The 18119-nt window shown below is 45.4% G+C and carries 17 protein-coding genes and 1 other annotated feature; of the genes, 10 read left to right on the top strand and 7 right to left on the bottom strand.

The window, feature by feature from the left end:
* Nucleotides 1–229 precede the first annotated feature (229 nt).
* A complete protein-coding gene (locus tag ACHUFZ_RS17030) occupies nucleotides 230–616 on the top strand; it encodes a DUF3293 domain-containing protein (protein ID WP_394128073.1) in 387 nt (128 codons plus the stop codon).
* A 27-nt stretch (nucleotides 617–643) separates the two neighbouring features.
* Nucleotides 644–1129 carry a putative 4-hydroxy-4-methyl-2-oxoglutarate aldolase gene (locus tag ACHUFZ_RS17025; RefSeq protein ID WP_394128072.1) on the top strand — a complete coding sequence of 162 codons (486 nt, stop codon included), beginning with the start codon at nucleotides 644–646 and terminating at the stop codon, nucleotides 1127–1129.
* Here ACHUFZ_RS17025 and ACHUFZ_RS17020 read toward each other — a convergent pair.
* Nucleotides 1126–1587 (bottom strand): hypothetical protein, encoded by a 462-nt coding sequence (locus ACHUFZ_RS17020; protein WP_394128071.1) that lies wholly within the window; start codon nucleotides 1585–1587, stop codon nucleotides 1126–1128. The genes ACHUFZ_RS17025 and ACHUFZ_RS17020 overlap by 4 nt on opposite strands.
* Before the next feature lie 278 nt (nucleotides 1588–1865).
* Nucleotides 1866–1984: a sequence feature (Thr leader region), on the top strand.
* 29 nt (nucleotides 1985–2013) lie between these two features.
* Here ACHUFZ_RS17020 and thrA point away from each other — a divergent pair.
* The 3 genes from thrA to thrC are packed head-to-tail and all read left to right on the top strand — an operon-like array spanning nucleotide 2014 to nucleotide 6726.
* The gene (gene thrA / locus ACHUFZ_RS17015) at nucleotides 2014–4473 is read left to right on the top strand and encodes a bifunctional aspartate kinase/homoserine dehydrogenase I (protein ID WP_394128070.1); all 2460 of its coding nucleotides are present in this window, start codon (nucleotides 2014–2016) and stop codon (nucleotides 4471–4473) included.
* A gap of 16 nt (nucleotides 4474–4489) precedes the next feature.
* Nucleotides 4490–5446: a homoserine kinase gene (gene thrB / locus ACHUFZ_RS17010; RefSeq protein WP_394128111.1), complete on the top strand. Its 957-nt coding sequence runs from the start codon at nucleotides 4490–4492 to the stop codon at nucleotides 5444–5446.
* Complete coding sequence (thrC, locus tag ACHUFZ_RS17005; RefSeq protein WP_394128069.1) at nucleotides 5443–6726, top strand: threonine synthase; 1284 nt, start codon at nucleotides 5443–5445, stop codon at nucleotides 6724–6726. Before thrB ends, thrC begins: the two co-directional genes overlap by 4 nt.
* A 221-nt stretch (nucleotides 6727–6947) precedes the next feature.
* On the opposite strand, the gene ACHUFZ_RS17000 is transcribed toward thrC, so the two are convergent.
* The 4 genes from ACHUFZ_RS17000 to mtnN form a co-directional block, all read right to left on the bottom strand.
* Complete coding sequence (locus ACHUFZ_RS17000; protein ID WP_394128068.1) at nucleotides 6948–7568, bottom strand: TRIC cation channel family protein; 621 nt, start codon at nucleotides 7566–7568, stop codon at nucleotides 6948–6950.
* A gap of 72 nt (nucleotides 7569–7640) precedes the next feature.
* Nucleotides 7641–8462 (bottom strand): vitamin B12 ABC transporter substrate-binding protein BtuF, encoded by an 822-nt coding sequence (gene btuF, locus ACHUFZ_RS16995; RefSeq protein ID WP_394128067.1) that lies wholly within the window; start codon nucleotides 8460–8462, stop codon nucleotides 7641–7643.
* Nucleotides 8463–9416, bottom strand: a complete 954-nt coding sequence (locus ACHUFZ_RS16990; RefSeq protein ID WP_394128066.1) for a cobalamin biosynthesis family protein — start codon at nucleotides 9414–9416, stop codon at nucleotides 8463–8465.
* A gap of 27 nt (nucleotides 9417–9443) precedes the next feature.
* Complete coding sequence (mtnN, locus tag ACHUFZ_RS16985) at nucleotides 9444–10139, bottom strand: 5'-methylthioadenosine/S-adenosylhomocysteine nucleosidase (protein ID WP_394128065.1); 696 nt, start codon at nucleotides 10137–10139, stop codon at nucleotides 9444–9446.
* Nucleotides 10140–10415: 276 nt separating this feature from the next.
* Between mtnN and rpsO the strand changes: the two genes are divergently transcribed.
* The 5 genes from rpsO (at nucleotide 10416) to ACHUFZ_RS16960 (ending at nucleotide 16082) form a co-directional block, all read left to right on the top strand.
* A complete protein-coding gene (gene rpsO, locus ACHUFZ_RS16980) occupies nucleotides 10416–10685 on the top strand; it encodes a 30S ribosomal protein S15 (RefSeq protein WP_134835425.1) in 270 nt (89 codons plus the stop codon).
* A 321-nt stretch (nucleotides 10686–11006) separates the two neighbouring features.
* Nucleotides 11007–13139, top strand: a complete 2133-nt coding sequence (pnp, locus tag ACHUFZ_RS16975) for a polyribonucleotide nucleotidyltransferase (protein ID WP_394128064.1) — start codon at nucleotides 11007–11009, stop codon at nucleotides 13137–13139.
* A 127-nt stretch (nucleotides 13140–13266) separates the two neighbouring features.
* Nucleotides 13267–14184 (top strand): lipoprotein NlpI, encoded by a 918-nt coding sequence (gene nlpI / locus ACHUFZ_RS16970; protein ID WP_134835427.1) that lies wholly within the window; start codon nucleotides 13267–13269, stop codon nucleotides 14182–14184.
* Nucleotides 14185–14288: 104 nt separating this feature from the next.
* On the top strand, nucleotides 14289–14702 hold the full coding sequence (locus ACHUFZ_RS16965; RefSeq protein ID WP_394128063.1) for a MarR family winged helix-turn-helix transcriptional regulator: 414 nt from the start codon (nucleotides 14289–14291) through the stop codon (nucleotides 14700–14702).
* 42 nt (nucleotides 14703–14744) lie between these two features.
* Nucleotides 14745–16082 carry an MATE family efflux transporter gene (locus ACHUFZ_RS16960; protein ID WP_394128062.1) on the top strand — a complete coding sequence of 446 codons (1338 nt, stop codon included), beginning with the start codon at nucleotides 14745–14747 and terminating at the stop codon, nucleotides 16080–16082.
* Between the two features lie 53 nt (nucleotides 16083–16135).
* On the opposite strand, the gene ACHUFZ_RS16955 is transcribed toward ACHUFZ_RS16960, so the two are convergent.
* Both ACHUFZ_RS16955 and ubiU read right to left on the bottom strand, forming a co-directional pair.
* Entirely contained in the window at nucleotides 16136–17014 is an 879-nt protein-coding gene (locus ACHUFZ_RS16955) for a U32 family peptidase (protein ID WP_167489294.1), read from the bottom strand.
* 34 nt (nucleotides 17015–17048) lie between these two features.
* Nucleotides 17049–18062 carry a ubiquinone anaerobic biosynthesis protein UbiU gene (ubiU, locus tag ACHUFZ_RS16950; RefSeq protein WP_394128061.1) on the bottom strand — a complete coding sequence of 338 codons (1014 nt, stop codon included), beginning with the start codon at nucleotides 18060–18062 and terminating at the stop codon, nucleotides 17049–17051.
* Between the last annotated feature and the right edge of the window lie 57 nt (nucleotides 18063–18119).

Here is an 18119-nt window from a genome sequence, read left to right as displayed (position 1 = left end):
CCTGTAAAATTACACTCTCTTTGATCGCCCGCCATCCATGGTGCTTACTTTCTACACTTGAGGTCCAATTCCTCAGTATCCCATTAGTCTTTGAGGCGGATTTTATAATGTTAACAGCATGCTAACAACGTAGAAGTCCTAATTCCAATCACTTTGTTGATTTATATCAAGAGTTGGAATGTAACAAATATTAATAGTATCTACTAAATGTAAATCATTTGGAGGCACCATGATCGATGCTGAGCTATGGCAAGCCTATTGCGACCCTTACTTCAGTTTTTCGGCGCCGCCTAAAAGTGCCAATTTTGCCATTATTACCGCTTGGAACCCGAGAAGTGTTTGCTTGTCTGAAAATGATAATGACCTAAAAAATCAACACTTAGCACAAGAAATAGACCATACTTGTTATACTAATGTGCGAGCTGGCAACCAGAACTTTACTTGGAGTGAGGCCAGTTTTGCCGTCAATATCAGCCTAGAGCAAGCGCTAATTTTAGGCCAAAAGTACCACCAAAATGCGATTTATTACGTAGAAGGAGAGTGGTTGTATTTGATCTCCTGCTTAGAAGAACAAAACAAGGTCTTGCTTGGGAGATGGCGAGATCGATGTAGATGATGGATTTAAGAAGCTCATGGAGGAAAAATGAAAGATATTACACCTGATATTTGTGACAAGCATGAAGACAAAGTGACGCTGCTAGCGCTGCCTCTGCATAGTTTTGGACGCAAGCTCGCCTTTTACGGCGAAATTGTTACGGTACGTTGCTATCACGATAATTCCAAAGTACGCGAGATACTCAGCCAAGACGGCAAAGGGAAAGTGTTGGTTGTAGATGGCCATGGCTCGTGTCAAAAGGCGTTATTGGGTGATCAACTTGCCATTCTAGCGATCGATAATAATTGGGAAGGTGTCATCGTAAATGGTGCGGTGAGAGACGTGGCAGCCATGTCAGAAATGGAACTCGGCATCAAAGCGCTTGGAACCAACCCATTTAAGACAGAGAAGCGTGGAGTGGGAGAGGTGAATGTGACTCTCACGATTCATAATCAAATGATTCAACCTGGGGATTACATTTACGCTGATTGGAATGGTGTACTAATGTCAACTGAGTTACTGGACTGGAGCTAAAAGCGAAAGCCTAAACCTACCTCAACCCCTTTTTGCCACTCTTGATAATCGAGAGTGGCATGAATATCTAAGTTTTCGGTTAGCTTTAAGCGGCTTGAAACTTCAGCTGAAAGGCTTTTCTCTTTGCCGTCCTCAACACTTTCTTCGCTCGAAGAGTGCAACATACTTTGAACCGATACTCTTGGTGTCACTTGGTAGCTCACGCCACTCAAGAAGCCCGTTTCGTTGATCTTATCGCTATTGTTTAGACGCGCACCAACATAAAGGTCAATGCTATCGAATACATTGTAGGAATAACCACCATCCACCTTCCAAGAATCGAAATCTCGTTGATCACTTTCACTGGAAATAAAGATCTTATGCGGTGAGGTATTTTGTTGAGAAGGTAATGGAGGAAGCTCCGTGGCAAGTAATGGACAGGCGAAAGCAAGCGCTGACAGGCTTAATATTATTTTCATTGGCCGCTCCTTGCTTGTTTTTTGTCCACTGCGTTTGTAATTAAAGCATAAAACGAATGAACTAGTAGTAACTTTTATATAGCAAAAAGTTATTATGATATGTGCTTATGGTTTCATTGGTCGGTTAAATAAATTTGTTACTTAAGTTTTGTTTGTGAATGCGAGTAGAACGGAGTGTGAACAAAAAATAGTAACTTTTCATTGACGCAAGGATGAAAAATAGGTTAAACGTATGGGTAAGCAAACACATCGTGAAGATAAATAAAGTATGCAGCACCAAAGCCTAGTAATGACCACAACCATTATTATTACCGACATCGCAATTGTTGGGGCAGGCTGCTAAGCGAAAGAAATTCAAAAAAAGGCCTGTATCCAACAAGATACAGGCCTTTTTTTATGCCGATTTAAAACATTTTGGAGGAAGGGATGCGAGTTTTAAAGTTTGGAGGTTCATCATTAGCTGATGCTGACCGTTTTTTACGAGCAGCAGATATCATTGCTAATAATGCACAGCAAGAAGAAGTGGCAGTCGTGCTTTCAGCACCGGGGAAAACCACAAATAAGTTAGTTTCAGTGATCGAAGGTGCGCTGAAAAATGGTGAAGCTGAGCTGCAAATAGCTGAGCTAGAAGATTCTTTCCGCGATCTATTCCAAGATATCAAGCAAGTGCTGCCTAACTTAGATGGCAGTGGTTATGACAACCAAGTTAAGACTTCGCTAACTCAATTGCGTCAGTTTGTTCATGGTATCAACCTACTTGGTATGTGCCCAGACAATGTTAACGCGCGTATTATTAGTAAAGGTGAACGCGTTTCTATCCAGCTAATGAAAGCGGTTCTAGAAGCGAAAGGTCAAGCGGCAAGCTTAATCGACCCTGTTCAATATCTGTTTGCTCGTGGAGAGCATTTAGAGGCGATGGTCGATGTTGAAGTGTCGACTCAGAACTTCCGTCAAAATCCTCTTCCTCAAGGTCATGTTAATATCATGCAGGGCTTTACCGCGGGTAATGAAGCTGGCGAGTTAGTTACGCTTGGTCGTAATGGTTCCGATTACTCTGCAGCAGTACTAGCAGCCTGTCTACGCGCTGATTGCTGTGAAATTTGGACGGACGTTGATGGTGTCTATAACTGTGACCCACGCCTAGTCGATGACGCACGTCTATTAAAATCACTGAGTTACCAAGAAGCAATGGAGCTCTCTTACTTTGGTGCGTCAGTTCTTCACCCTAAAACCATCGCTCCTATTGCCCAGTTCCACATTCCTTGTCTGATCAAGAACAGTTTCAACCCTCAAGGTGCAGGTACGCTGATTGGCCAAGATACAGGTGAAGATAAGCTGGCTATCAAAGGTATTACTACCCTAAGTGACCTGACTATGGTCAATGTCTCTGGTCCAGGTATGAAAGGCATGGTGGGTATGGCGAGCCGCGTATTCGGCGCGATGTCATCAGCGGGTGTATCCATTGTACTGATCACTCAATCATCATCTGAATACAGCATCAGCTTCTGTATTGAAGCGCAAGATAAGGCTCTAGCAGAGCAAGCGCTAACAGATACATTCGAACTGGAATTGAAAGATGGGCTACTTGAACCTGTAGAGTTTATTAGCGATGTGGCTATTGTCACTCTTGTTGGTGACGGCATGCGTACGTCTCGCGGTGTGGCTTCGCAGTTTTTCTCATCTCTTGCTGAAGTGAACGTGAACATTGTTGCGATTGCACAGGGCTCATCAGAGCGTGCTATTTCAGCGGTTATCCCAGAAGATAAGATTTCTGAAGCGATCAAAGCGTGTCACGAGAACCTATTTAACTCTAAACACTTCCTAGATGTGTTCGTTGTTGGTGTTGGCGGTGTTGGTGGTGAGTTGGTCGATCAGATCCAGCGTCAGCAAGCGAAACTGGCAGAGAAAGGCATTGTGCTGCGTGTTTGTGGTCTAGCGAACAGCAAAGGTCTGTTGCTTGATAGCGAAGGTCTTCCATTAGACCATTGGCGTGACCGCATGAACGATGCATCGGAAGAGTTCAGCCTAGCGCGTCTTATCTCGCTGGTTCAACGTAACCATATCATTAACCCTGTATTGGTTGACTGTACATCAAGCGAAGTGATCGCTAACCAATACGCGGACTTCTTAGCGGCAGGCTTCCACGTTGTTACACCAAACAAGAAAGCCAATACTGCTAGCATGGCCTACTACCACCAACTGCGTGATGTTGCGCGTAGCTCTCGCCGTAAACTTATGTATGAAACGACGGTAGGTGCAGGTCTTCCTGTTATTGAAAACCTACAGAACCTTATTGCTGCTGGTGATGAATTAGAGCGCTTTACCGGTATCTTATCGGGCTCGCTATCTTACATCTTCGGTAAGCTTGATGAAGGTATGACGCTTAGCCAAGCGACAAACATCGCTAAAGATAACGGCTTTACTGAGCCAGATCCGCGTGATGATCTATCGGGTATGGACGTGGCGCGTAAGCTGCTGATCCTTGCGCGTGAAGCAGGCATGAACTTAGAGCTTGAAGATGTGATCGTTGACCAAGCGCTACCACCAGGTTTTGATGATTCAGGCTCTATCGAAGAGTTTATGGCTCGCCTACCTGAAGCCGATGCTTACTTTAAAGAGCAGTCTGCAAAAGCGGCAGAAGAAGGCAAAGTGCTGCGTTATGTTGGTGAAATCGCTGACGGTCAATGTCGCGTAAGCGTTGCTGCAGTCGATGAAAATGACCCTATGTTCAAGATTAAAGACGGCGAGAACGCGCTGGCATTCTTTAGTCGTTACTACCAGCCAATCCCGCTCGTTCTGCGTGGTTACGGCGCGGGTACGGAGGTAACAGCAGCAGGTGTCTTCTCAGACGTGATGCGTACATTAGGTTGGAAGCTAGGAGTATAAACATATGAGTCGTGGTATGGATGTAGTGGTTTACGCTCCAGCATCAATCGGAAATGTCAGTGTGGGTTTTGATGTGCTGGGGGCGGCAGTGTCTCCAGTTGATGGCACCTTACTCGGTGACCGAGTTCAAGTGAAAGCAGGCAATGAGCCTTTTTCGCTAAAGACTGCTGGTAGTTTTGTTACAAAGCTGCCAGAAAACCCAAAAGAGAACATTGTTTATGACTGTTGGCGTGTTTTTGCTCGTGAATTAGAAAAGAAAGGGGAAGCACTGCTTCCTCTGGAAATGACGCTTGAGAAAAACATGCCTATCGGCTCTGGTCTAGGTTCAAGTGCTTGCTCGATAGTGGCAGCATTAGATGCGTTAAACCGCTTCCACGGTGAACCACTGGATGAGACTGAGCTTTTGGCCCTTATGGGTGAAATGGAAGGGCAGATATCAGGTGGTGTGCATTACGACAACGTTGCACCGTGTTACTTAGGTGGCGTGCAATTGATGTTGGAAGAGCTAGGCATCATTAGCCAAGAAGTGCCGTGCTTTGATGATTGGTATTGGGTAATGGCTTATCCAGGCATCAAAGTCTCGACGGCTGAAGCAAGAGAGATCTTACCATCTCAGTACCGCCGTCAGGATATTATTGCTCATGGTCGTCATTTAGCGGGCTTTATTCATGCGTGTCATTCGAATCAGCCAGAGCTAGCAGCAAAAATGATCAAAGACGTGATCGCTGAACCATATCGTGCGAAACTGCTACCTGGGTTCGCCGGTGCTCGTCAGTATGCGGCGACCGCAGGCGCTTTAGCTACCGGCATTTCTGGTAGTGGCCCAACACTATTTAGTATTTGTAAAGATAAAGATGTCGCTGAGCGTGTCGCTCGTTGGCTCGAACAAAACTACGTACAAAATGAAGAAGGATTCGTCCATGTTTGTCGCCTGAACAAACAAGGTTCGAACGTAACAGGAAGTGAGCTATGAAGCTGTACAACATAAAAGAAAATGACGAACAAGTTTCCTTTGGCCAAGCCGTGCGCCAAGGTCTAGGCCGCAATCAAGGTCTATTTTTCCCGCAAGAACTGCCTAAGTTTGATGATATTGATACACTACTTGCAGAAGATTTTGTTTCACGTAGTACCAAAATCTTATCAGCACTGATCGGCGATGAGTTGGCGGAAGAGAAAGTAAATTCAATGGTTGATGCAGCGTTCCAATTCCCTGCACCAATTAACAAGGTTAAAGATGGCGTTTACGCGTTAGAGCTATTCCATGGTCCTACGTTGGCGTTTAAAGACTTTGGTGGCCGTTTTATGGCTCAGTCTTTAGCGGCGGTTTCTAATGGCGGAAAAATCACTATTCTGACGGCAACCTCAGGTGATACGGGTGCAGCAGTTGCGCATGCTTTCTACGGTATGGAAGATATCAATGTTGTTATCCTCTACCCGAAAGGCAAAATCAGCCCGTTGCAAGAAAAGCTATTCTGTACCCTAGGCAATAACATCCACACGGTTGCGATTGATGGCGACTTTGACGCGTGTCAGGCGCTAGTGAAGCAAGCATTTGATGATGCCGCGCTACGTGAAGAAATCGGTCTGAACTCAGCAAACTCAATCAATATTTCACGTCTCATGGCGCAGATCTGTTACTACTTTGAGGCTGCGTCTCAGCTAAGCAAAGAAGAGCGTGAAAACCTAGTTGTATCAGTACCAAGTGGTAACTTCGGTAACCTAACAGCAGGCTTGCTAGCAAAAGCACTAGGTTTACCAATTAAACGCTTTATTGCCGCGACTAATGAAAATGACACGGTACCTCGCTACCTAGAAACAGGTAAGTGGGATCCAAAACCAACGGTTGCAACAACATCGAATGCGATGGATGTCAGTCAGCCAAATAACTGGCCGCGTATTGAAGAACTATGCCAGTTGAAAGGTTGGGGCTTAGATACGCTAGGTAAAGGTAAAGTGTCTGACGAGCAAAGTGCTGAGTCGGTACGTGACCTAAAAGCGCAAGGTTACCTATGTGAGCCGCATGGTGCGATTGCATACCGCTTGCTTGATGAGCAGCTTCAAGAAGGTGAAACAGGTCTGTTCTTATGTACCGCGCACCCAGCGAAGTTCAAAGAAGTGGTTGATGAGATTCTAGGCTCAGATATCGATTTACCAGCACCGCTTGCTAAGCATGCCGCGATGGAGCTTCTTTCTGAAGAGCTAGCTAATGACTTTGACTTACTAAAAGAAGTTTTACGTCGAGTGCAGAAATAATCTGTGTAGACTGAATATTAAAAAGGTCACTTCGGTGACCTTTTTTGTTTCTGCGGCTAGTTACCTAATTGTCATTCCATAGAGTGACGAAGGAGCGAGTAGGGAATCTCCAAATGCATTCGACTTGCTTTAAGAGATCCCCAATTCGTTCGTACCTCACTCTTGAGGATGACGCTAAAAATAAAGGGTTGGCATTGTGCCAACCCTCCAACAATTTTTGTTTAACGATTGAGTGCAAAAGTAGGCAGTGATAAGTGCCAACGTATCGCACCCAAGCGAATCAACAGAGTCGAAAATACGCCAGCTAAGAAGGCGGTATCACTGTTGCAGCCCATCGCCAGGGCTGTGGTATGAAAGACACCACCAATGATACAGGCGGTCGCGTAGACTTCACTTCTCAGCACCATCGGCACTTCTCGAGCGAGAACATCACGAATAATGCCGCCACCACAGCCAGTAATCACACCCATAATGATTGCGACTAAAGCAGAGTCTTGGTAAGCCATGGTTTTCTCTACACCGATACCAACAAATACCGCTAAGCCAATCGCATCGCAGACAGGCAGGATCCACCAAGCGAGACGCTTTGGTCGTCTAACAATAATCATTGTCAGCAGGCAAGTGATGAGAATCGTCCACAGGTAATTGGTGTCGGTGATCCAAAAGACGGGGGTGGCCCCTAACGCCATATCGCGAATGGTGCCGCCACCAATGGCAGTCACACTGCCCAGTACGGCAACTCCAAACGGGTCCATTTTTAATCGGCCTGCAAGCAGGACACCTGAAATGGCAAAAATTGCTGTACCGAACAAGTCGATAACGTAAAGCAGCATGGAATCCATGTTACTAAAATCTCTTACTAAATATGGGAACAAGAAGTGAGGAGGAATTGTACGAGATCTTGTAGTTAAACGTTAGCGTTTTTCCCTTGTGGTCTCGAAATGCTCACAAACTTGCTCAATCGCGTTAAGTGTTCGCGGAGTAGGGCGGTTAATCCAGTCTGAATTGAGTGACCAGATATGGTTATTCTGCACTGCTGATAGCTGTTCATGCCATTTTTGCCACATATTGCCATTTTCGATGGCATGCTCAGAGGTGAAGATAACATCAGGGTTTTGGATGATTACTTGCTCCATGCCGACTTGCGGGTAAGGCGCTGCACTATGCTCAAAAATGTTTTCGCCGCCACAGAAGCTAAACACTTCGCTTGGCCACTTTCCTTTGGCTAGGGTGATAATCGGCTGCTCGCTAAGTTGATAGAAGTAGCGTACCGGGATATCAGTTTGATACTTAGCTTTTAACTCTTTTAAGCTCTGTCTGAAGTCGTTTGCAGCTTGTTTACCAACATTAGGGTCGTCAGAGTATTGGCTGAGCTGTTCAATATTATTCGCGATATCTGCAAGTGAGTTGGTCTGCGAGTAATAGATCTCAATGCTGAACTGCTCGAGTTTCTTGAGTTCGCCGATTGGATTACCCGCTGGCCAAGCAATGATTAAGTCAGGTTGCAGAGCAATGATGCGCTCAATCTTGATACCTTGATAGTTAGATACCTTCTCAATGCTTTTGGCTTGTTCAGGATAATCACTACGCTCGCTGACCGCGACCAGCTTATCGCCTAGCCCTGCGGCAAAGGCGATTTCTGTTGCGTGTGGCGCAAGACTCACTACCTTTTCAACCGTGGTTGCATGGGCGGTTGAAATAGCGATGGTCGTTAGGGCGAAAAGGTAGCGTCGCATTTAAAATCCTTGGTAGATGAGGCCCATAATAAGGCTTTGAATTACAATCCAAGCGAACATACGCCAGGCGAGCAATTTCTGCACTTGGGCAACATGAATGGCAGATGGCGCAATGCGTCCGCCCAGTTTTGCTCTGACCGCTTTGTGCTTGTTATAGATAGCAGGGCCACCTAAAGAGAGTTCCAACTTCGCGCCAACGGAAACCAGTAGCCATGCTGGACCTGGTAATGGCCAAGATTTCGCTTGTTGTGAGATAAGCTGCGCGGTTTGTTTCGCTCGGTGGCCAAAGGTAATCATGATGGCAAACAGACGCATCGGGATAAAATCTAATACAGCTACTGCGCGAACGGCAGGAATACCAAATGGGGAAAACTGTTGTCTTGATGGGGACCAAGCTCGTGCCAGTTCAACACTCATTCGATATAGGAAAGCGCCGATGCCGCCACCAATGGCGTACCAAAACAGCACTCCAACCACATTACGACCGTAAGACATGATCAGCGTTTCTGAGCCCGCTTTACCCAGTCCTAATAATGAAAGAGAGCAGGTTGAGCGATTGACGATGGGCTTGATCAACATTTTGGCGTGCTCTTTATCTTCACGAGCCAATGCCGAGACAAATTGTGCAGTGAATTTATCGGTATTACGCCAGTCAATTGCGAGTAATAAAAAAGCCAGCTCGAACAGTTGAGGTTGCCACACCAGTGGCTTGAGTGCGATCAACACTATTAGCATCGGCAGTAGCATCAATAGCCAAGCTAAAGTGCCTGAAATGATGCTTTGCGAGTAATTGCTATTGTTATTAACTTTATCTGCCAACTGCTCGGCAAATTTATGCCAAAGAATCGCGGGGTGAGCTTCGCGTGGGAAAGGAAGAATGAGATGAAACAACAGGGCGCCCCATAATACTAGGAGCGCTCCATTTGCGTAAAAGTGATTGAATATATCTTCCATGATATCGCTTGTTTTCCTTACAAAGGCTTATTTCAGCAGCTCAACCATTTTAATCACCATTTCTGATGAGCTCTTAGCCGCTAGCGGTAGGAATTCATCGAAGGTCATGCTTGCTTCTTTGTCAGCAACGTCTGAGATAGCGCGTACAACGACAAATGGGACTTTGAATTGATGACATGTTTGAGCAATGGCTGAGGCTTCCATCTCGACAGCAACGACAGAAGGGAAGTTCTGGCGAATGAATGCTTGGCGTTCTGCGCTTGCAATGAAGGCATCGCCTGTACAAATTAGGCCACGCACTGCATGAGTATCTTCCATTTTCGCTAGGGCTTTTTCAGCGACATCCATTAGTTTCTCGTCAGCAATGAACGCGGCTGGCTGCTGTGCCATCTGACCAATCTCATAACCAAAAGCGGTTACGTCAGCATCGTGGTGACGAACTTCGGTTGAGATAACCACATCACCAACGTTTAGACTTGAATCAAAGCCGCCTGCTGAACCCGTGTTGATGACTACGTCTGGCTGGTATTCATCAAGTAGGATTGTTGTACCAACAGCTGCTGCGACTTTACCAATACCTGATTGAAGCAAAACAACCTCAACACCGTTGATCTGACCTGAGAAGTAAGTACAACCTGCTTTGCTAACTTCTGTACGGTTTTCAATTGCTTGTTTAAGAATTGAAACTTCTTGCTCCATTGCACCAATGATGCCGATTTTCATAGAGAATCCTGTTTATTCAAATAGGTAGGTTTTGTTGGCCTAAGTGTAACAGAAAAGGCAAAGATAGGAACGGGCAGCGCCCTTCGAGCCTACCTTTGTCATTCCCTAGACTGGCGAAGTCCGTTCTCGCATTCCACATCCATATCCTCCCGCGCGAAGCGTGAAAATAGCTATTGCTTAACCTTTATACATCCCATATAATTCGCGCTCCTCGTGTCGGCTGAATCAGAGATTGGCTGGCACAATGTTTAACTTACTCTTATTTAGGAGAGAATTATGTCTCTGAACGCAGAAACTAAAGCAGCAATCGTTGCAGAATACGCACGTGCTGAAGGCGATACTGGTTCACCAGAAGTTCAAGTAGCTCTACTTACAGCTTCTATCAACCACCTACAAGGTCACTTCAAAGCACACAAAGGCGATCACCACAGCCGTCGTGGTCTTCTACGTATGGTTTCTAGCCGTCGTAAGCTTCTAGACTACCTTAAAGGTAAAGATCTTGGTCGTTACCAAGAGCTAATCAAACGTCTAGGTCTACGTCGCTAATTAGCGACTGCATAGCAGTTTGTTAGAAAGGGGCTTTAAGCCCCTTTTTTGTTGCCCGTTACTTATTTTCATTGCTATAGCTTAGCCAAATCACTTTTATACCGTTATACTACGCACGGTAAAAATCCCTAATTGGGATTTTCTACGTAATTACTCATAGCATTACAGTCAACCACGTCGACCAAAAGGTCGCGACTATTCAAAGTGAACTCCTCAAGTAACAGTTCATTTTCACTAGTCGCGATTTGTAATGCCTTGAGCTTCAATCAATATCATCTGAGCACTATCGAATGATAGATGGCTGAGAAACAAGGAATTTCCATGTTCGAAAAACCAGTTGTTAAAACGTTCCAGTACGGTAACCACACAGTTACTCTAGAAACTGGCGTTATTGCACGTCAAGCTACTGCAGCAGTTATGGTTACTATGGACGATACATCAGTATTCGTATCTGTAGTTGGTAAGAAAGAAGCGGTAGAAGGTCAAGACTTCTTCCCTCTAACAGTTAACTACCAAGAGCGTACTTACGCTGCAGGTAAAATCCCTGGTGGCTTCTTCAAGCGTGAAGGTCGTCCTTCTGAAGGTGAAACACTGACTGCTCGTCTAATCGACCGTCCAATTCGCCCACTATTCCCGGATGCATTTAAAAACGAAGTTCAGGTTATCGCGACAGTAATGTCTGTAAACCCTGACGTTCAACCAGACATCGTAACAATGATCGGTACTTCTGCTGCTCTTGCTATCTCTGGTATCCCGTTCAACGGTCCTATCGGTGCAGCACGTGTTGGTCACGTTGATGGTCAACTAGTACTGAACCCAAGCAACACTGAGCTAGCAACGTCTAAGCTTGACCTAGTTGTTGCTGGTACTGAAGGCGCTGTTCTTATGGTTGAGTCTGAAGCAGACAACCTAACAGAAGAAGAAATGCTTTCTGCAGTTGTATTCGGTCACGATCAACAGCAAGCGGTTATCTCTGCAATCAACGAATTTGCAGCTGAAGTAGCAACTCCAGCTTGGAATTGGGTTGCTCCTGAAGAGAACACTCCACTTGTAACTAAGATTGCTGAACTAGCAGAAGCTAAGCTTGTAGAAGCTTACCAAATCACTGAGAAGATGGCTCGTTACGACCGTATTCACACGATTGCTGCAGAAGTAAACGAAGTGCTACTTGCTGAAGATCCAGAAGCAAACACGAAAGAAATCCACACTATCTTCCACGATCTAGAGAAGACAGTTGTTCGTCGTAGCATCATCGCGGGTAACCCACGTATCGATGGCCGTGAAAAAGACATGGTTCGTGCGCTTGACGTACGTACTGGCGTTCTTCCACGTACTCACGGTTCTTCACTATTCACTCGTGGTGAAACTCAGGCAATCGTAACTGCGACTCTAGGTACGCAGCGCGACGCTCAGATCATCGACGAGCTAACAGGTGAGCGTAAAGATCACTTCCTACTACACTACAACTTCCCTCCATACTGTGTAGGCGAAACTGGTTTTGTAGGTTCTCCTAAGCGTCGTGAAATCGGCCACGGTAAACTGGCTAAGCGTGGTATTGCTGCGGTAATGCCATCTGTAGATGAGTTCCCATACACAGTACGTGTAGTATCAGAAATCACTGAATCTAACGGTTCTTCTTCAATGGCTTCTGTATGTGGTACTTCTCTAGCGCTTATGGATGCTGGTGTTCCAATCAAAGCTTCTGTTGCGGGTATCGCAATGGGTCTAGTTAAAGAAGGCGACGACTTCGTTGTTCTTTCTGACATCCTTGGTGATGAAGACCACCTAGGTGACATGGACTTTAAAGTAGCAGGTACTAACGACGGTATCACTGCACTTCAGATGGATATCAAGATCGAAGGTATCACTAAAGAGATCATGCAAATTGCTCTTAACCAAGCGCAAGGTGCACGTAAGCACATCCTATCTGTAATGGATGAAGCGATTTCTGGTGCTCGTGACGATATCTCTGAGTTCGCCCCGCGTATTCACACAATGAAGATCAGCGCTGAGAAGATCAAAGACGTAATCGGTAAAGGTGGTGCAGTTATCCGTGCTCTAACTGAAGAGACAGGTACAACTATCGAAATCGAAGACGACGGTACAATCAAGATTGCTGCAACTGAAGGTACAGCTGCGAAAGAAGCAATCCGTCGTATCGAAGAGATCACTGCAGAAGTTGAAGTGGGCCGTATCTACACAGGTAAAGTTGCTCGTCTAGCTGACTTCGGTGCGTTCGTTACTATTCTTCCTGGTAAAGATGGTCTAGTACACATCTCTCAAATCGCTGACAAGCGCGTTGAGAAAGTGTCTGACTACCTTGCTGAAGGTCAAGAAGTTCAAGTTAAAGTACTTGAAATCGACCGTCAGGGCCGCGTTCGTCTAAGCATGAAAGAAGCGGTAGAAAAGACAGAAGAAGCAGCTGCTGAAGAAAAGCCAGCAACTGACGCATAATTTAGCCATTTTAGGCTAATGAGTGAATTAGCCTATTTTGCTAAAAGCATGTTATAAAGGGAGCATTACGCTCCCTTTTTTAATGTGGATAGACTGAGACTTTGCTCAGTGACAGGAGTACCTATACGTGAAATGGTTTCGAACAGCATCGATTAGTCTTGCACTATTAGTCACCGCCGGTTGTGCTTCAACCTCCAATGACAATGCTCAATGGCTATACCCACCAATGGCTGTTCCTTTGCAGGCTAGTGTGCAGCAAGAAGTTCAGATTGCTCGTTTATCTCAGCTGCTAACGCGCCCTGATTTATCGAATGATGTTAGAGCAAAAATGCTTTATGAGCGCGGTAACTATTATGACAGCGTTGGTTTGCGTGATTTGGCTCGATTGGACTACAACCAGTCACTGGCATTGAATCCTGCACAGCCGGATCTGTTCAATTTACTTGGTGTCTACTTTACCCAAGTGGGTGAGTTTGATGCTGCGTATGACGCATTTGATTCAACTCTCGAATTAGCCCCAGGTAATACTTATGCTGCTCGTAATCGAGCCATTGCTTTGTATTACGGCGATCGCATCGATCTTGCGTTAGAAGATATCCAAAAACATTACGATCAAGATCCAAGCGATCCATTTAGAGCACTGTGGCTGTATATCGTTAAGCATGAAAAATCCCCTGAGTTGGCACGCCAAGAGTTGGAGCAAAGCTACCAGAACCGCGATGAGCAATGGGGGTGGGTATTAGTGGCGATTACTTTAGGTGACGTGACTGAAGAGCAAGCCTTCAAAGCGATTCTTGCTGGTACAAGAGACAACACGGTTTTAGCTCAACGCCTAACAGAAGCGTATTTCTACTTAGGTAAGCGTTACCAAGCTGAAGGAGACTTCGCTAGCGCGATCTCTTTGTATAAATTGGCGATCTCATTTAACGTATTCGAATATGTTGAGCACCGTTATTCCTTCCTTGAATTGAGCCGTATCTACAATCAAGTTAAAGCGGAGCACTTAGCTAAAGCAAAACAAGCGCAAGCTAACAACACTCAGTAACTAAAACGAACGAAAAGAAAACCGCTGCTCTCAGCGGTTTTTTTTATTGCCTAAAATTTGATTATGGCTAAAATAGTTAGCCTTGCTAACTAAAAGTAACATCCATGACTTTAGAAAAGAACTTGATTGAGTTAGAACGATTCTGTTCTAAAGCTTGGCGAGTCTATGCCAAAGAAGATCCGTTATCACTGCTGAGTTTTAATGAGTTTGATTACCTTAGAGTGATCCAAACTTCATCTGAAGGGATGAGGATTACTGACTTAGCGGAAGAGATGAAGGTGACCAAACCATCGACATCAAATATGGTGGCGCGCCTAGAAAAGAAAGGCTTAGTACGTAGAGTCGCCTGTAATGAAGACGCACGTTCTAAGCGAGTAACTTTGACGGAAAAAGTGATTCAGGATTTATCACTAGAGCAAGTTGTTTATAAGGAAATTGCCCAAGCGATGAATGCCAAACTATCGGCTAAAGAAGCCGAACAATTGGTATCGCTGTTAGAGAAATCATTAAAAGCTTAAATTTAATTATTTAGTTAGCCTCGCTAACTAATGGTGATGAGAATGCAAACTTCAATCTATAAACAGTTCTGGAAATACACCATCCCCACCGTCGCAGCGATGTTGGTCAATGGTTTATACCAAGTTGTTGATGGAATCTTTATTGGCCGCTATGTCGGCGCCGATGGTCTAGCGGGAATTAATGTCGCTTGGCCAGTGATTGGTTCGATCTTAGGCATAGGTATGTTGGTCGGTGTCGGCACCGGAGCGCTTGTCTCTATCCGTCAGGGGGAGGGGGATAATGCAGGCGCGAAACAAATCCTCACTACCGGTCTGTTACTACTACTCGTATTGATGCCGATTGTGGCTGGTGGATTGTTCCTATTTGCCGATGACTTTTTACGTTGGCAAGGTGCTGAAGGGCGTGTCTACGAGCTGGGGCTACAGTATCTGCATATCTTGATCGGTGCTTGTGTCTTTACTCTTGGTTCCATCGCGATGCCGTTCTTACTGCGTAATGATGATAGTCCGAATCTAGCGACTATGCTGATGGTAGTTGGTGCTGTGGTGAATATTGTGATGGATTACATCATGATTGCACTATGGGGCTGGGAGCTTACCGGTGCGGCGATTGCAACCGCGATAGCGCAGGCAGTGGTGACTGCGTTAGGTTTAGCGTATTTCTTCTCCTCGAGGGCTAACTTACGACTTAAGATCAGCGAGTTCAAACTGAAGCTTGCTGCTGTGCCGCAGATCTTTGCTATTGGTACTTCAAGCTTCTTTATGTATGCCTATGGTTCAATGATGGTCGCACTACACAACAGCCTATTTACGCAATACGGCGATGTGTTGATTATTGGCGCGTATGCGATTTTGGGCTATATCGTCACGGTTTACTACCTGACCGTTGAAGGTGTCGCCAATGGTATGCAGCCACTAGTGAGCTTCAACCATGGTGCTCGTAATCAAGACAATATCCGTAAACTATTAAAAGTGGCGATGACGACATCGATCTTGATTGGAGTCGGTTTCGTTGTACTACTCAACTTGTTCCCACGTGAATTTGTCTCAGTATTTAACTCGTCAGATAACCAGTTGATTGAAAACACTGTGCTTGGTATTCGCCTACATTTGTTTGCATTGTTCTTAGACGGCTTCTTAGTGGTCGCAGGTGCGTATTATCAGGCTATCAATAAAGGCAGCAAAGCGATGTTTGTTACTGTGGGTAATATGCTGGTTCAGTTACCTTTCTTGTACATTATGCCCAAGCTATTTGGTGTCGCAGGGATCTGGATTGCGTATCCGCTGTCGAACATTGCCTTGAGTGTGGTTGTGATCTTTATGCTACTCAAAGATATTCGTCGTTACCAAACGCCGCAAACAGAGCAGGCTATTGCATAGAACAAAGGGGCTCATAGAGCCCCTTTTTTTGGTGTTGTCTCGCTGAAATGAGATTAGATATTTTTCACTTCTAGGCCTGCAAGTTGATGCCAATAGCCATTGCACTGGCGACTTTCGATGGTCGAAGGACTGTTGCCATCTTCATTGGCGCGGAACTTATCCACTTGTGAAAAAGTATCGATACCAAGCGGGCTAAGTCGGACTACATCAACCAAACCATTCATGCTTGGCAGATCATTGATAAGGTTATAGCAATAACCTGACTGAGTCTGAATGCCGTTCAGATTAAACACTTCTTGGCCTTCCTGACTGCTTACTTGGATACCAGTAGGGTATTTAATACAGCACGTCTCACAGTCATCTTTAGCCTTATTTTCAGCGCGAGCAGTAAAGCAGCGAGCAGAGTACGCCAGTGGTAGATAACCATGGCTAAACACTTCGACTTCAAACTTGCCTTTGATGCCTAATTCATCACATTGAGTCAGCACATTGCCTAGCCATTCACGTGACAGTTCAACCGGCATACACCAGCGCGTCATACCTTGTTTCAAAAACAGGTTCAAGGTGTGTGCGTTGTAAGTATTGACGGCAGGGCCAACGACGAAAGGAACCTTGTGTTCGTGAGCCAACTGAATTGCTGATACATCATTGGCTTCAATTGCGAAGTCACCATTGTTGATGTATTTCTTCATCACGTTGACTTCACTTGGAGCCTCAAGCAATGCCATGGTAGACAGTACAACTTGTTTACCAGCGCTGCTGAGCTCTTTGGCAATATCGAACCAGTGGGCAGGCTTCATCTCTCGACGCTTAGAACAAACGCTTTCGCCCAGATAAATAATATCCGCAGAACTACTTTTCGCCTGATTGTAAAAGTCTTCGACGTCTTGCTTTGGCCAGAAGTAAAGCAATGGGCCTAATGCATATTTCATGTTGTTTTCCATTGTTCTCTCTACAAGTAAAGCTTTACTGCCATTTACGATGATAAGCACCAAGCGTGGTCTGGGTACCTTCCGATACATTAGCCAGTGCGGCATCCCAAGCTGGTTCAACATGGTAGCTATCTGGATTCGCTAGGTAACGGTCGATAGCCGCACGCCATGTACGAGTCACTTGCTCAACATAAGCCGGACTACGCTGACGACCTTCAATCTTAACGGAAGCAACGTTGGCAGCAAACAAGTCCGGTAGCATAGATAAGGTATTCAAACTGGTTGGCTCTTCCAATGCGTGGTAAGCCTTAGTTTGATTTTCAAGATCCGCGGTGAAGCGACCCTTACATAACGTTGGGTAGCCAGCATTTTCGCCATCACTGTAACGGTCGATAAGAATATCATTGAGGCGTGACTCCAAACCGTTATCTGTCTCTTGCCAACGAACATATTTTGCTGGTGAGCAAGCGCCGACCGTATTTGGTGATTCCCCAGTCATGTATGAAGAAAGGTAGCAGCGACCTTCTGACATAATACATAGGCTGCCAAAGGCAAACACTTCGAGCTCAACATCACTGGTGATATTGCGTGACAGCTGTTTGACCTGATGGATAGACAATACGCGCGGTAAGACAACACGCTTAACATTGAAGTTGTTCTTATAAAAATCGATAGCAGCAACGTTGGTCGCTGATGCTTGAACAGAGAGGTGAAGTTCAAGTTCAGGGTATTTACGCGCGGCATACTCCAGAACGGCAATGTCTGCGACAATTAGCGCATCAACCCCACTATGGGCTGCGCGGTCAACCGCTTCTGTCCAACGCTCAAATCCATTCGGGTGAGCAAAGGTGTTCAACGCAACATGAATCTTTTTGTTGTTGTCATGAACATACTGCACCGCTTTTTCGAGTTTTTTACCGGTGAAATTCAAACCCGCAAAATGTCGCGCATTGGTGTCATCTTTAAAACCGATATAGACCGCATCTGCGCCACAATCAATTGCAGTTTTTAATGCAGGTAGGTTACCTGCTGGGCATAGGAGTTCCATTGCTCTACCAAGACTGTGTTCTTCTGAAATTGCTGAGCATTTTATGAAGAATTGTGA

The sequence above is a fragment of the Vibrio hepatarius genome (assembly GCF_043642085.1).
In the GTDB taxonomy this organism is placed as follows: domain Bacteria; phylum Pseudomonadota; class Gammaproteobacteria; order Enterobacterales; family Vibrionaceae; genus Vibrio; species Vibrio hepatarius_C.
The sequence above is the reverse complement of the archived record's forward strand: the minus strand, read 5'-3'. Positions and strand labels throughout refer to the sequence as shown.